The sequence below is a fragment of the Streptosporangium nanhuense genome (genome assembly GCF_059358815.1).
On sequence record NZ_JCADBG010000039.1, the window covers coordinates 1 to 14,200 of the forward strand.

Sequence of the window (14,200 nt, forward strand, 5' to 3'; positions counted from 1 at the left end):
GTCATCTGGTACGGGGGCCTGGCCGCCCTCATCGCCATGGTCGCCTGGTACGTCGCCACCCGCGACTGGCGCGCCGGAGCCGTGCTCCTCGCCTACGCCGCCGGCTGGCTGCCCTGGTTCTACTGGGCGATCGCCGACAACCGGACCATGTTCCTGTTCTACGCGATCCCCATGGTCCCCTTCATGGTCCTGGCGATCGTGCTCGCGGCCGGGCTGATCATCGGCCCGGCGAGCGCCCCGCAGGGACACGACGCCAAGCTGATCATCGGCTCGGCGAGCGCCCGGCAGGGACGCAGGATCTTCGGCGCCGCCGTCGTGGGGGCCTTCGCCCTCCTGGCGCTCGTCAACTTCTGGTGGCTCTATCCGGTGCTCACCGCCGAGATCGTCCCGTACGCCGAGTGGAGTTCGCGAATGCTTTTCAAGAAGGGCTGGATCTGAGCGTCCGCATATGAGCCACTTAGAAGACATTTCCTAGGGTAGGCACCGTGCAGGATCCATTACGTCACGTCCATCGTCAGAGCAGGCCCGCATACGGCAGACTTCGAAGCATGCCTGCACCGGACGTGGCCGCACTCCTGTCGGAGCTGGAGCGTTCCGAGCCCGCCTCCGCCGAGCACGCTCGCAGCGCGATCGACTGGCTGACCGGCGGCGAGCCGCTCGAGACGATCACCGAGCTCAACGTGTGCGAATTCCTCTGGTACACCTTGCCCTGCAAGGTCACCGGAGACCGCCCGGCGATCGCCCGCGCGCTGGGCCGGTTGCTGCGGCTGGGCGGCCTTGAGCGCTACGCCGCCCTGTGCTCGTCGGCCACGACGAGCCAGATCCTGCGCACCTACGCCCGCCTGGGCGAGGACGCCGGGATGGCCGCGTACCAGACCGCCCTGGACGCGACGGGCGTGCTCCCGCCCGACGTCCCCGAGCTGCGGTGGAGCTCGATCATGGGCCCCGAGGAGCTGGGCGCGCACGGCGCCTGCTCGGCCGCGCTGGAGCTGGCCATCGTCTCCGGCGAGCTCGTCCCCGGCCCCGAGGAGCGGCAGAGGCTCACCAGCCACTGGCTCACCACGCCCCGCCCCGAGCTGGGCGGCGACAACTGGCTGCACCGGGTCCAGGGCGAGCGGCTCAACCGCTGGGTCCTCGGCCGGGGCACCGCCTGGCGCGAGCTCGCCCAGCCCTTCGAGGTGCGGCTGCACGCGCCCATCCCCGCACCGGACGAGGCCCACCTGGGGGCGCTGCGCTGGCTGCTGACCGTGGGCCTGCGCCCCGAGGGCATCCCGCTGACCCAGCGGCACAACCTCGCCCGTTCCGTGCTCGCCGAGAGCACCTGGAGCGGCGCGGAGCTGGCGACCGTCCGCGAGGTGGCCCAGGACCACATGGGCGCGCTGCGCCGGGCAGGCAGGCGCCTGGTGACCACCCCGGCCGGTGAGCGGTTGCTCGGCGACGCCGACCTGCTCTGGGAGACCGCGGCCGCCGCCCTGCTCGCCCCCGCGTCGGGCGAGAACGGCTTCCGCGCCTCGGCCAGGGAGGTGGCGCTGATGCTGCTCGCCGACGGCTCCCCCGCCGACCGCGACCACGTCACCGCCGTGATCGACTGCGCGGAGTGGCAGACCGTGGAGGTCGACGCCTCGCTCACCGAGCTGGGCAGGCGCCTGGACGCCTTCGGGCTCCGCGTCGACGGCCGGCTCACCCCCGCGGGCCGCTCCGCCGCCCTGGCCGCCCTGCGCGGTCACGCCCTGCGCCCCCGGCAGTACGTCAACATGCCCTGACCGCGCCCCTCCACCCCCTCCCGTCCCTCACGCTCCTCGTGCTCCTTATGCTGCGAACCATGCGGTGACCAGCGGAAAGTATGGTTGGCGGAAGCCGACTATCTCTCTCTGGAAAGGGCAGTGGCTGCTGGTGCCCGAGCCCATCTCCGCTGACCGCGCCACAGCGGCGGCAGCGTCCCCGCCCGCCCCCGGCGTCCCGTCGACGGAGGCGGCCACCTCGGCCGGACCCGCCGCACCGGCCGGCGCGACCTCCGAGATCGCGGGCGCGGCGGGGTCCGAGCCGATCCTGACCTCTGCGGGCCCCCTGGTCCTGCCGGACACCTCGCCCGCGGGCCCCGGCGATCCCGCTGGTGCGGCCGTACCCACGAGCACGGCCACCGCGGCCGCCGACGCGGCCACGCCGCCAGGAGGGGCGCCCGGTGGTGCCGGGCCCTCGGGGGTCGTGCAGAACAGCCTGCCGTTCGGCCGTCCGGGGCGCTCGATGAGCAACAACCCGTTCGTGTTCGGCTTCACCGCCGCGCTGGGCGTGCTCACCGCCTGGTGGCTGGTGCAGGCCGTCGCGAGCGCGAGCTCGGTGCTGATCCTCATCATCGTCTCGATCTTCCTGGCCATCGGCCTGAACCCGGCCGTCGAGGTGCTCCAGCGGCGCAACGTCCCGCGCGTGGCGGCCATCACCGCTGTCTTCCTGGGCGTCATCCTCGTCTTCGTCGTCTTCGGCCTGGCCGTGGTGCCCCCGCTGACCACGCAGTCCGCCCAGTTCGTCGAGCAGCTCCCGCAGTACGTCCAGGAGCTGCAGAACAACCCGATGATCCGCGACCTCGACCAGCGCTTCCAGCTGCTGGAGAAGCTCCAGACGTACGTGACGAGCGGCGACTTCGGCACCCAGATGTTCGGCGGCGTGCTCGGCATCGGGACGGTCCTCATCGGGGCGGTCTTCAACTCGCTGACCGTGCTGGTGCTGACGCTCTACTTCCTGGGCTCGCTGAAGTCGCTCAAGCGGATGGCCTACCGCCTCGTCCCCCGGTCCCGCCGGACCCGCGCGACCCTGCTCGGCGACCAGATCATCGACAGCATCGGCGGCTACGTCGCCGGGAACCTGATCATCTCGCTCATCGCCGGTGTGACGACCTTCTTCTTCCTGAGCATCATGCAGGTCCCGTACGCCCTGGCGCTCTCACTGATCGTGGCGCTCACCGACCTCATCCCCCTGGTCGGCGCCTTCATCGGCGCGGGCGTCGCCTCCCTGGTGGGGTTCTTCGTCTCCCCGACCGTCGGCATCGTCTGCCTCGTCTTCTTCACGATCTACCAGCAGATCGAGAACTACTGGATCGCCCCGGCCGTGATGAAGAGCTCGGTCGACGTGCCGCCGCTCGCCACGATCGTCGGCGCGCTGCTGGGCGGCGCGCTGCTCGGCGTGGTGGGCGCGCTGCTGGGCATCCCGATGGTCGCGGCCATCCTGCTCATCCTGCGGGAGGTGGTCCTGCCCCGGCAGGAACGCGCCTGATCCTCACCCATCCGTACATATCGTCACAAAAAGATTTTTTCGCCTCTTCACCGCAAAAGTACAGAGATCGCCACAACATGCGGTAAAAGATCACTTGTACTTACTGCCTCCCCTTGGGGTACACGTGAAGAAGCACCTTCGACTCCTCTCGGTCCAGCTGCTCGCAGCGGCCCTCGTCCTTACCGCCTTCTCCGGCCCGGCCCGCGCGGAGACCTCCGACAGCGACCCCCAGCTCGCCGCCGAGTGGCAGACCGCCTGGGACACCTACAAGTTCTACAAGAACGTCCCGCCCGCCGCGGGGTCGGGACGGAGCCGGGCGAAGGACAGCATCTCCATCACGATCGACGCCCCCATCAAGAAGGTGTTCTCGGCGTACTCGAACGTCAACAACCACCTGGGCATGCACTCGTTCCTGAAGCGGGTCGTCACCCACAAGACCTGGACCAAGTCCGGCAAGCGCAACGTCAACTTCACCGCGGTCGAGGAGATCCCGTACGAGGGCTCGACCGTCATCAGCAACACGCACGCGCAGCAGCGCATCGACCTCGACGGCTTCTACTACGAGACCGACACCTGGTCGGTACCCAACGTCGTCACGCACCAGAAGATCGTCTTCAAGAAGCTGACCACCGGGAAGACCCAGGTCACCGAGTACCTCACCTTCGACGCGGACACCGCGCTGATCGACTTCGTCGTCGCGGGCGGCGTCTCCTCCCACCAGGCGACGCAGGCGGGCCTGAAGCAGGCCATCGAGAACGGCGACATCTGATCACCCCTGGCCGGGGCCCGCTCTCACGGCGCGCCCCGGCCGGTCCCCGGCGACGGTGAGAGTCCTGCAAGGAGATCCAGGTTCCTGGACGGGAGCGGTGGAGGGATCGTCCACCACGCATGGTCGTCGACGAGCGGGCGGTCCGGGCAGCGGCGCGCCGAGCAGACCGGTGATCTCTTTGCGAAGCTCACGCTCGCCCAGCCCCCGGTCAGGGCCGACGAGCACACGCAGGTGCTGGAGGACGGTGACAGCACCAGGCCACCAGGTGGCCGTGTTCACCCAGTCGCCCACCGGTGTGCCGTGGGGCGGGATCACGACCACTCCCTTCCGGTCGATGAAGGCGTGACCCCTGGCGGCCGGATCCGGTTCGTGATCACTACCCACGACGTCGAGGACCGCCTCACGGCCAAGGACATCGAGCTTGCCCGCCACGTTGACGCGATCGCCGCCGGCCACGGCGCCGAGGGGGTCTGATCGCACCGTGCTTCATGCGGCACGACGGCGCACGCCCGGCGAGAGGGATTGTCGCCCCACGACCGCCGAGGCGACGCCGAACGGCTCGGCGATCCGGCGTGCGGCCTGCGGCAGGGTGTCGGGCGGACGGTGCCGCCCCGGTCAGCGACGAGCTCCGGCGGCCGTCCGGGTCACGCGCCCGGCCGCCGCAGTTCACCGTCCAACTTGTCGAGCCAGTCGCCGGTGCCGCGCTCCCGCCACTCCGGCTCCTCGCGGCCGTCGAGGAAGGCGTCGTGCTCGGTGAGGACCAGCCGGGTGCCTTCGCCCTCGGGGACGAGCTCCACCGTCGTGAACGACACCGTGACCAGGTCCTCCCCCGAGGAGAGGGTGGAGGTGTAGACGATCCGCTCGTCCGGGACGATGTCCTGGTACGAGGACTCGAACGTCATGCCCGGACCGTGCTCGGGACCGCCGCGGTTGACCTCCCTGCCGCCGACCTTGAAGTCGAGGTGGTGCTCCCCGCCGGGAACGGCGAACCACCGGGCCTTCGCCACGGGGTCGGCCCACGCGGCGAACACCCGCGACGGCGGGACGGCGTACACCCGCTCCAGGGTGAACGAGGCATGCCTGACAGAACGATCGGTCATGGTCTTCTCCTTGTTCGGGGTTCCGGATATCCCGGCTCGCTCGTCACATCCCGGCTCACTCGTCCAGGAGGTCGCCGAGCCGGTCGAGCCGGTGTTCCCAGGTGGTGCGCTGTCCGGTGATCCAGCCCTCGGCCGCCCGCAGCGTGCCGGGCTCGATGTGACAGGTGCGGACCCTTCCCACCTTCTCGGTCCTGACCAGGCCGCACGCCTCCAGCACCTGCAGGTGCTGCATCACCGCCGGCAGTGACATCGCCAGCGGCCGGGCCAGCTCGCCGACCGACGCGGGCCCGCGGACCAGCCGCTCGACCATCTCGCGCCGCGTCGGGTCCGCCAGCGCCTGGAACACCCGGTCCAGCGAACCACCTTGGTTAAGCATGTACTTAAGTATTGCGGGCGGAGCGCGAACAGTCAAGCATCCACTTAAGTGTTGGGAGCGGGTTTGACCTTGTCGTAGCGTCAACGTTTCTAATGAGGGCATGCGGATCGGCGAGCTCGCCGCGCTGGTCGGGGTGTCCCCCCGGACCGTGCGCCACTACCACCACCTGGACCTTCTCCCCGAGCCCGTACGCCTGGCCAACGGCTACCGGGAGTACGGGCTGCGCGACGCGGTCGTCCTGGCCCGGGTGCGGCGGCTGGCCGAACTCGGCCTGTCGCTGGACGAGATCCGCGACGTGCTCGCCGACGACCGGGGCAAGGAGCTGCGCGAGGTCCTGCTGGAGCTGGACGCGGACCTGGCCAGGCAGCAGGAGGCGATCGGCGCCAGGCGGGACCGGCTCGCCGCGCTGCTGGCGGAGGCCGACCCGCATCCCGACTCGATGGTCTCCCCCGACATGGCGGCGGTGCTGCGCGACCTGCACACCACGGGGTCGAGGTTCGCCGAGATCGACCGCGAGCTGCTGGCACTGCTGGACACGGTGGCAGGCCCCGCGGACCGGGCGCAGGTGCTCGACCTGATGCGCCCGCTCACCGAGCCCGACGCGCTCGCACGGGGACACGACCTCTACCGGCGGCTGGACGAGCTCGCGGACACGGATCCCGGCGACCCCCGCGTCGCCGCGCTCGCCGCCGACCTCGTCGCCCACATCCCCGGCGAGATGGCCGCGGCGATGGTCGCGAACCTGGATCCGCCGCCCGGCCACGGCACGGCGGAGGACGCGGGCGGCGGGCGGTGGCTGGAGACGATGTACGCCGAGGTCTCCCCCGCCCAGGCCGAGGTTTTCAAGCTGGTCATGACGACACTCAAGGAGAGAACCTGATGCTTTGGGCCGCCCGTGCCGCGCTGTTCGCCGTCATCCCCCTGGAGATGCTGCTCGTGGTCCTGCTGGTGTCGGGGGTGCCGTTGCCCGGCCCGGTGATCGTCGCGGCGGAGCTGATCGTCGCGTCGATGCTCGTCCTGGAGGCGGTGACCGCGTACCGGCTGTTCAGGGCCGAGCGCAGGGGCGGCGCCGACCGGCGGGCGGCGCTCGGGGCGACCTTCCGCCTCCTGGTGCCCGTACAGGTGCGCAGGCTCGTGGGGTTCGAGCTGAAGGGCCTGGCGAGCCTCGCCCTGTGGATCGCGCGCCGCCGCCACGGCGTGCCGCCCGGCGCCACCGCCGCGCCGTACGCGCGGGAGCAGTCGTCGATCCTGATGGTGTTCCTGTTCGTGATGGTCGTGGAGACGGTGGGGATCGAGCTGCTGCTGAGGGCTCTCGACGTGCCGCACGGGCTGCGCGTCGCGGTGCTGGTGGCCGACGTCTACGGGATCGTGTACGTGCTGATGCTCGCCGCGGCGAGCGTCACCCGCCCCCACGTCGTGACTCCCGGGGAATTGCGCGTCCGCTCCGGGGTGTACTTCGACCTGCGCGTCCCCCGCGAGCTGATCTCCTCGGTGCGGCTGTCGCGCAACTACAACGAGAGCGGCTCGATCACCGTGACCGGTTCGCGGCTCGGCGTGGTGGTGTCCTCCCAGACCAACGTGGTCGTCGAGCTGACCGGGCCGGTCACCGTGGTCCGCCCCCTCGGCGGACATGCCGAGGCCACCACGATCCGCTTCTTCACCGACACCCCGGACGTCCTGCTGAAGGCCCTGCGATCCCCCGCCCAGCACGGCACCCCCTGACGCCGCCCGGCACCCCCTGGCACCGCCCGGCGCCCCCTGGCACCGCCCGGCGCCCGCGGTCGCGCCCGCCGCCGAAAATCCTGATCAGATTCAGTCAGATCCAGTCAGGGTCGATATTGACTTCGATCACCACAAATGAAAAGTTTCTTTCGAGAGAGCGCTCTCACGCCTCGTCCACCCCCCAGCCCCCCGAGGACCAGCCGTGAGATTCACCGTGCTGACCAGCGTGGCGGTACTCGCCGCCGCGCTCGTCGTCCCCTCCGCGACCGCACAGGCCGCGGCCGTACCCGGCCCCGGCCCCGACCCGTCCAAAGCGACCACCGCCGAGCAGGCGATGGAGCGCGACCTCGGCCTTACCCCCACGCAGGCTCGCGTCCGCCAGGCCCACGAGGCCGGGGCGACCGTGGTGGAGCGGCACCTTCGCACCCGTCTCGCCGGCCGGTTCGCCGGAGCGTGGTTCACCCCCGGCGAGGGACGGCTGAGCGTCGGCGTCCTGAACGGCGAGGACGCCGACGTCGTCCGGGCCGCGGGCGCGCTGCCGGTGCCCGTACCCCGCAGCGAGAAGCAGCTCACCGCCACGAAGGCCGCGCTCGACCGCGCCGCCGCCGCGGGTTCCGCGGGCAAGGACGTCCACGGCTGGTACGTGGACGTCGCCGCGAACACCGTGGCGGTGGCGGCGGCCGACCGCGCCGCCGCCGAGCGGTTCGTCAGGGCGGGCGCCGTCGACGCCGCCGAGGTGCGGATCTCCGTCGGCGAGGCGCCCAGGCCCCTGTACGACATCCGCGGCGGCGACCAGTACGTCATCAACGGCAACACGCTCTGCTCGGTGGGCTTCTCGGTCGACAACGGCGGCTTCGTCACCGCCGGGCACTGCGGCGGCACCGGCAGCCCCACCCTCGGCCACAACAACGTCAGCCAGGGCACCTTCGCCGGCTCGTCGTTCCCGGGCAACGACTACGCCTGGGTCCGTACGAACGGGAACTGGACGCCCCGCCCGTGGGTCAACAACTACGGTGGCGGCAACGTCGCCGTGGCGGGTTCCCAGGAGGCCGTGGTCGGCGCCTCCGTCTGCCGGTCCGGGCGCACCACCGGCTGGCGCTGCGGCGTCGTCCAGGCCAAGAACGTGACCGTCAACTACTCCGGCTCGCTGGTCCACGGGCTCACCCAGACCAGCGCCTGCGCCGAGCCCGGCGACTCGGGCGGCGCGTACATCTCCGGTGACCAGGCGCAGGGCGTCACCTCCGGCGGCTCCGGCAACTGCTCGACCGGCGGCAACACCTTCCACCAGCCGGTCAACGAGATCCTCGGCGCGTACGGCCTGAGCCTGACCACCACCGGAGGGGGCGGCGGCGGCCGGCTCATCGGCTGGCAGGACAAGTGCGTCGACGTGCCCAACAGCAACGGTGTCGCGGGCCAGCGCCTGCAACTGTGGGACTGCAACGGCACCGCCGCGCAGAACTGGACGTGGCCCGGCGACGGCACCGTCCGCGCCCTCGGTCTCTGCATGGACGTGGCCTGGGGCTCCACCGCCAACGGCGCCGCCATCCAGCTCGCCACCTGCAGCGGCAACCCGGCACAGCAGTTCGTCCTCAGCGGTGCCGGTGACCTGGTCAACCCGCAGGCCAACAAGTGCGTGGACGTCACCGGCTGGGGCGGCACCGGCACGCCGCTGCAGCAGTGGGAGTGCAACGGCGGCGCCAACCAGAAGTGGCGGCGAGGCTGACCGTCCGTGCGAACACCGCCGGGGCGGCGAGCGTCCTCACCGCCCCGGCACCCTCAACGCCCTCGACGCTCTTGAAGCCCCCGACGCCCCCGACGCCCCCGACGCTCTCGACGAGAGGTCAAGACCGAGCCTGAGGGGACGTCACGACCAGGCGCCGGTGGCGGCGATCCGGGTCGCGTAGGCCTCGAACGCGACCGGAGGACGACCGAGCACCCGCTGGACCCCGTCGGCGGGCTCGGCCGTGTGACCGGCGCGGTGCAGGGCGAACAGGGCGTCCAGCGCGTCGGCCGCGGCCACCGGGTACCCCTGGGCGAGCAGTTCGGCCCGGTAGGCCTCCGGGGTCAGCTCGGCGTACTCGATGGACCGGCCCGCGGCCCGCGCGATGATCTCGACGGCCGCGCCGAAGGTCACCCCGCGCGGCCCCGACAGGTCGTACGTCCGCCCCGCGTGCCCGTCCCCCGTCAGCACCGCCGCGGCGACCGCGGCGACGTCCTCGACGTCGACGAACGGCTCGGGCACGTCGCCGATCGGCAGCGCCAGCCGCCCCGCGCGCAGCGGCGCGTGCCACAGGTCCTCGTCGAAGTTCTGGTCGAAGTTGTTCGCCCGCAGGATCGTCCACTCCGCCCCCGAGTCGCGCACGGCCCGCTCGGCGGCGGCCATGCCCTGGCCGAAGTCCTCGCCGACCAGGTCCAGGCCCCGGCCGGACAGCACCACGAAACGCCTGACGTCCGTGGCCCGCTTGACGAAGTCGCCGACCGGGGCGGGGTCGTCGGGCGCCACCAGGTACACCGCCTCGGCGCCTCTCAGCGCGTTCTCCCAGGTGGCGGGCTCCGACCAGTCGAAACGCACCTCGCTGGAACGGGACGCGGGCCGTACCCGCTCTCCCGCCGCGCGCAGCAGCCGCACCACCCTGCGGCCGGTCTTGCCCGTCGCGCCCAGAATCAGGATCTCTCTCATGGCATCGAGCCAACCGCGCGGGGAGCCGTCCGCACATGGCCGGACGTACGCCACGCCTGTCCGATCGTCCCGTTATCGTGACGCCATGGACCCGTACGACGATCTGTTGCGTGGGGTACGCGGCGAGGGCTCGGTCTTCGGCGCGTCGGTGCTGTCGCCTCCGTGGGCGCTCAGGTTCACCGACGGCCCCTCCCTGACACTCTGCGTCCCCCTGCGCGGCGAGGGGTGGATCGTCCGGGGAGACGACGCCCGGCGGGTGCGGATGGGCGAGGCGGCGATCGTGCGCGGGCCGGAGCCCTTCGTGTTCGCGGACACCGACACCCCGCGTCCGGCACCGGACGTCCGCCGTGACGGCGCCGGCACCGCCACCGGGGACCTGACCGGCCGGACCATCCTGCTGGCCGGGTCGTACCGGGTCAACGGCGAGGTCGCCCGCCGCCTGGTCCGGGTGCTGCCCCCCGCGCTCGTCGTACCGGACGAGCACGACTGCGGCACCATGGGCGCCTATCTGGAGGCTCAGCTCCTCTCCGGCCGCCCGGGGCACCAGATCGTGCTGGACCGGCTGCTCGACTGGCTGCTGGTGTGCACGCTGCGCGACTGGTTCGACCGGCCGGAGGCGGTCAGTCCGGGCTGGTACGCCGCCCTGGGCGACGACGTGGCCGGACCGGCCCTGCGCGCCATCCACGCCGACCCGTCCAGGCCGTGGACGCTCGCCTCCCTCGCGGCCGCCGCGAGCGTCTCGCGCACCACCCTGGCCAGGCGGTTCACCGAGCTCGTGGGCGAGCCGCCGATGACGTACCTGACGGAGTGGCGGATGGCGCTGGCCGCCGACATGCTGGCCGAACCCGCCGCGACGGTCGCCACGGTGGCGCGCAGGGTGGGATATTCCGACGCGTTCGGCTTCAGCTCGGCCTTCAAGCGCGTCCTGGGCGTGAGCCCGAGCGCCTACCGCGACGGCGCCGGGAAGGGTGACGGCCTTGAGAACGGTGGCGGCGCCGGGGCCGGTGCCCGTCCCGCCCCGTGGAACGCCTGAGGGGGACCTCTCCGAAGGAGACATCGGCCGTGTCCGTCGGACGATGTGGGCCCGCCGTGCACGCCGCGAGGATGCCCCGCATGACGGACGAGCGGCCGTTCGCGTCTCCTAGACGTCTCGCCTGGCGAAGAGCACCCAGGCGCCGCCGACGGACAGGGCCGCCCAGGCGGTGAGCACGAACAGCCCGCCGGTCCTGCCGAGGGCGGTGCCCGGGTCGTCCGCCATGCCGAGGAGGCTGAGGGTCGCCTCGTGGGGGAGGAACCTCACCGGGTCCGGCAGGGCGCCCCGCAGCACCGGCGAGATGAGCACCGGCACGACGAGGAGAACCGCGAGGGGGGTGACGACGCTCCTCGCGATGACGGCGAAGCCGTGGCCGACCAGCCCGAGCAGGAGGTAGGCCCCCAGGATCGCCGCGAGGCCGGCGGCCGCGTCACCGGGCCCGAGATGCCCGCCGGCGATCGCCGGAGCGTGCCGGACGAGGTGGCCGGGCAGGACCGCGGGGATCGCCGCGAGAAGACCGGCCACGGCGGTCGCGGCGAGTTTCGCGGCGTACAACCGGTTCCGGTCGGGGACGGCGGCGAGGGTGACGCGGAGCTGCCCGGCACGGTACTCACCGCCCGCGGCATGGACGGCGATCGCGACGAAGACGTAGACCGGCGACACCATGAGGGTGCCGAGCCGTCCGACCTCGATCTGCCCGTCCTGGCCGGCGATCCGTACGGCGTCCGACACGGCGAGGAGGCCGAGCAGGGTGTTCGCGGCGGACGCGAGGGCCAGGGCGATCCAGGTGGCAGGCAGGGTGCGGATCTTGGTGAGTTCCGAGGACAGGACGTCACCGAACCGGATGGCGCCGGCGGCGTTCCGGGTGCCGCCGGTCCTGTCCGCGATCCCTGAAACGCCGTCGATCCTGCCCGTGACATCCGGGACACCGCCGCCCCCGTCGGCGGTTCCCGGGGCGTCGCCGGTCCTGTCCGCGCTCATCGCGCGTCCCTCCTGACCAGCGTGATCCCGGCGACGGCCGTGGTCACCAGCGCCCAGCCCACGAGCACCAGCAGGCCGTGTTCCGGGCCGGCGCTGAGCCGGTTCACCCCCGCGTCCAGCAGCAGGTTCCGGCCGGCGCTGACCGGGAACAGCGCGTCCAGGGCCGGAGCCGCCTCGGAGGGCATCTGCGTCATGGTCAGGGCGGTCAGGGCGACGATGACGGTGACGCCGATGAGGGTGCCGCGGGCGATGACGGTGATCGCGAAGCCGGTCAGCGAGAACAGCACCGCGAAGACGACGAACTTCCCGTGACCGAGGAACGCGTCACCGCTCAGGAGCAGGCCCGGGTTCCAGTCCTTGACGGCGGCGTACGTGAACGCGGTGCTGATCACCGCGATCACGATCGCCGCGCAGAGCAGGAACACGGTGACCGCGAGGATCTTCGCGACGAGCAGCCTCCCTCTCCTCGGCATGGCCAGCACGGTCAGCCCGAGCTGGTGCGAGCGGAACTCCTGTCCGGCGATCATCGCGGCGAGGATCGGCAGGAACACGCCGATCTGCAGCGAGGACGAGACGAGAAGGCCGAGGATCGCCCCGGTCGCCGGTTCGGGCTGGCCGGTGAAGATCTCGATGACGCCGTCGGGCGTGATGGCGGCCACCGCGTCGGCGAGGAGCCCCGCCGACTGGGCCAGGACGAGCACGTCGAGGGCGAGCACGACGCCCATGAAGATCCACACACCGGGCAAGGTGAGGATCTTGGTCAGTTCCGCGCGGGTCGCGTGCGGCACGGTGGTCACCACCCCGGCGCGTTCCGGTCGCCGGTGAGCGCGAAGAACGCCTCCTCCAGCGACGGGTGCCCCGCGGTGATCTCGGCGAGGGAGCCCTGGGTGACGACGCGACCATGATTGATGATCACTATGTCATCGGCGGTGCCGGACATCTCCGTCATCAGGTGGCTGGAGAGCAGCACGGTACGGCCGGACGCGGCGTGGTCGCGAAGGAGGCGCCGGATCCAGCGGATCCCGTCCGGGTCCAGCCCGTTCACGGGTTCGTCGAGCACGAGGACCTCCGGGTCGCCGAGCAGCGCCGCGGCGATGCCGAGCCGTCGCCCCATCCCCAGCGAGTACCTCCTCACCCGCTGTCTCGCGACCTCGCCCAGGCCGACGACGTCGAGCACCTCCCGGACCCTGGACCGGCCGATCCCGTTGGACCGGGCGACCCAGGTGAGGTGGTCGACGGCCCGGCGCTCGGGCACCGGGCCCGCCCCGTCGAGCAGCGCCCCGACCGTGCGCAACGGGTACCGCAGGTCGCGGTACCGTTTCCCGCCGATCAGCGCGGTGCCGCCGCTCGCCGCGTCCAGGCCGAGCAGCACCCGGAGAGTGCTGGACTTCCCGGCTCCGTTCGGGCCGAGGAAGCCGGTGACCCGGCCGGGACGCGCGGTGAGGCTGACGTCGACGACGGCCGCCCTGCCTCCGTAACGCTTGCTGAGCCGGGAAATCTCGATCACCGTTCACCTCTGCCGCGCCTCGCCTGATGGACGGCTCCAGACTGCGGGGAGGGGGCGCCCTCTCGCGTCACCCGAAAGTAGACACCTACCGGGGCTCGTGCAGCAGCCCCGCTTCGTAGGCGAGCACGGCCAGGTGCGTGCGGTCGTTCACCCCGAGCTTGGCGAACATGCGCCGCAGGTACGTGCGGACCGTCTCCAGGCTCAGGAACAGCTCGTCCGCGATCCGCTGGTTCGAGTATCCGCGCGCGACGAACCGGATGACCTGTATCTCCCGCTCGGAGAGCACCTGGCCCGCGAACGCGTGCCGGTGATCGGGCCGGCGCGGCGCGAACCGGTGCATCAGCCTCGCGGTGACCTCGGGGGCGAGCATGGCGTTGCCCGCGTGGACGGTACGGACCGCCTGGAGCACCTCCGGCGGGGACGCGTTCTTCAGCAGGAACCCGGACGCCCCGAGCGTCAGCGCCTCGTGCACGTACTCGTCGAGGTCGAAGGTCGTCAGCATGATCACCCGGGTGCTCGTGTCCCGCAGGATGCGGCGGGCCGCCTCCAGCCCGCTCGTACCGGGCATCTGCACGTCGAGCAACGCCACCGCCGGTCTCAGGGCGCCGGCGAGCCTGGCCGCCTCCGCCCCGTCGGCGGCCTCCCCCGCCACCCGGAACCCCTCGGTCCTGGAGAACAGCTTGCGGTACACGCCGCGGAAGCGCTCGTCGTCGTCGGCGAGGAGAACGCCGACGACCTCGCGCCCCGCCCCGGTCACCGGGCACC

At 71.9% G+C, this 14,200-nt stretch carries 14 protein-coding genes and 1 pseudogene; 8 read left to right on the top strand and 7 right to left on the bottom strand.

Features of this window, described 5'->3' with window-relative positions; genetic code table 11:
* From AC5L38_RS41425 to AC5L38_RS41440, 4 genes and pseudogenes are all read left to right on the top strand, one after another.
* Positions 1-438: pseudogene (locus AC5L38_RS41425) on the top strand (phospholipid carrier-dependent glycosyltransferase); the annotation flags it as partial.
* A gap of 110 nt (positions 439-548) precedes the next feature.
* The gene (locus tag AC5L38_RS41430) at positions 549-1,763 is read left to right on the top strand and encodes a hypothetical protein (RefSeq protein WP_495248298.1); all 1,215 of its coding nucleotides are present in this window, start codon (positions 549-551) and stop codon (positions 1,761-1,763) included.
* 130 nt (positions 1,764-1,893) lie between these two features.
* Positions 1,894-3,267 (top strand): AI-2E family transporter, encoded by a 1,374-nt coding sequence (locus AC5L38_RS41435; protein ID WP_495248299.1) that lies wholly within the window; start codon positions 1,894-1,896, stop codon positions 3,265-3,267.
* 124 nt (positions 3,268-3,391) lie between these two features.
* Positions 3,392-4,036, top strand: a complete 645-nt coding sequence (locus AC5L38_RS41440; RefSeq protein ID WP_495248300.1) for a hypothetical protein — start codon at positions 3,392-3,394, stop codon at positions 4,034-4,036.
* Positions 4,037-4,680: 644 nt separating this feature from the next.
* Here AC5L38_RS41440 and AC5L38_RS41445 read toward each other — a convergent pair.
* Positions 4,681-5,136: an SRPBCC family protein gene (locus AC5L38_RS41445; RefSeq protein ID WP_495248301.1), complete on the bottom strand. Its 456-nt coding sequence runs from the start codon at positions 5,134-5,136 to the stop codon at positions 4,681-4,683.
* Between the two features lie 55 nt (positions 5,137-5,191).
* Positions 5,192-5,512, bottom strand: a complete 321-nt coding sequence (locus AC5L38_RS41450; RefSeq protein ID WP_495248302.1) for an ArsR/SmtB family transcription factor — start codon at positions 5,510-5,512, stop codon at positions 5,192-5,194.
* 100 nt (positions 5,513-5,612) lie between these two features.
* Between AC5L38_RS41450 and AC5L38_RS41455 the strand changes: the two genes are divergently transcribed.
* From AC5L38_RS41455 to AC5L38_RS41465, 3 genes are all read left to right on the top strand, one after another.
* The gene (locus AC5L38_RS41455) at positions 5,613-6,392 is read left to right on the top strand and encodes a MerR family transcriptional regulator (protein ID WP_495248303.1); all 780 of its coding nucleotides are present in this window, start codon (positions 5,613-5,615) and stop codon (positions 6,390-6,392) included.
* Positions 6,392-7,234 (top strand): hypothetical protein, encoded by an 843-nt coding sequence (locus tag AC5L38_RS41460; protein WP_495248304.1) that lies wholly within the window; start codon positions 6,392-6,394, stop codon positions 7,232-7,234. Before AC5L38_RS41455 ends, AC5L38_RS41460 begins: the two co-directional genes overlap by 1 nt.
* A 202-nt stretch (positions 7,235-7,436) precedes the next feature.
* The gene (locus AC5L38_RS41465; protein WP_495248305.1) at positions 7,437-8,957 is read left to right on the top strand and encodes a ricin-type beta-trefoil lectin domain protein; all 1,521 of its coding nucleotides are present in this window, start codon (positions 7,437-7,439) and stop codon (positions 8,955-8,957) included.
* A 141-nt stretch (positions 8,958-9,098) separates the two neighbouring features.
* Here AC5L38_RS41465 and AC5L38_RS41470 read toward each other — a convergent pair whose 3' ends face one another.
* Positions 9,099-9,914: an NAD(P)H-binding protein gene (locus AC5L38_RS41470; RefSeq protein WP_495248306.1), complete on the bottom strand. Its 816-nt coding sequence runs from the start codon at positions 9,912-9,914 to the stop codon at positions 9,099-9,101.
* Between the two features lie 85 nt (positions 9,915-9,999).
* Here AC5L38_RS41470 and AC5L38_RS41475 point away from each other — a divergent pair, with 85 nt between their 5' ends.
* Positions 10,000-10,947, top strand: a complete 948-nt coding sequence (locus AC5L38_RS41475) for an AraC family transcriptional regulator (protein ID WP_495248307.1) — start codon at positions 10,000-10,002, stop codon at positions 10,945-10,947.
* A gap of 108 nt (positions 10,948-11,055) precedes the next feature.
* Here AC5L38_RS41475 and AC5L38_RS41480 read toward each other — a convergent pair whose 3' ends face one another.
* The 4 genes from AC5L38_RS41480 to AC5L38_RS41495 all read right to left on the bottom strand — a co-directional run bounded on the left by AC5L38_RS41480 (position 11,056) and on the right by AC5L38_RS41495 (position 14,192).
* Positions 11,056-11,928 carry a hypothetical protein gene (locus tag AC5L38_RS41480; protein ID WP_495248308.1) on the bottom strand — a complete coding sequence of 291 codons (873 nt, stop codon included), beginning with the start codon at positions 11,926-11,928 and terminating at the stop codon, positions 11,056-11,058.
* Complete coding sequence (locus tag AC5L38_RS41485; protein ID WP_495248309.1) at positions 11,925-12,716, bottom strand: ABC transporter permease; 792 nt, start codon at positions 12,714-12,716, stop codon at positions 11,925-11,927. The genes AC5L38_RS41480 and AC5L38_RS41485 overlap by 4 nt, the downstream gene beginning before the upstream one ends.
* A gap of 5 nt (positions 12,717-12,721) precedes the next feature.
* A complete protein-coding gene (locus AC5L38_RS41490) occupies positions 12,722-13,435 on the bottom strand; it encodes an ABC transporter ATP-binding protein (protein ID WP_495248310.1) in 714 nt (237 codons plus the stop codon).
* An 85-nt stretch (positions 13,436-13,520) separates the two neighbouring features.
* Positions 13,521-14,192 (bottom strand): response regulator, encoded by a 672-nt coding sequence (locus AC5L38_RS41495; protein WP_495248311.1) that lies wholly within the window; start codon positions 14,190-14,192, stop codon positions 13,521-13,523.
* Between the last annotated feature and the right edge of the window lie 8 nt (positions 14,193-14,200).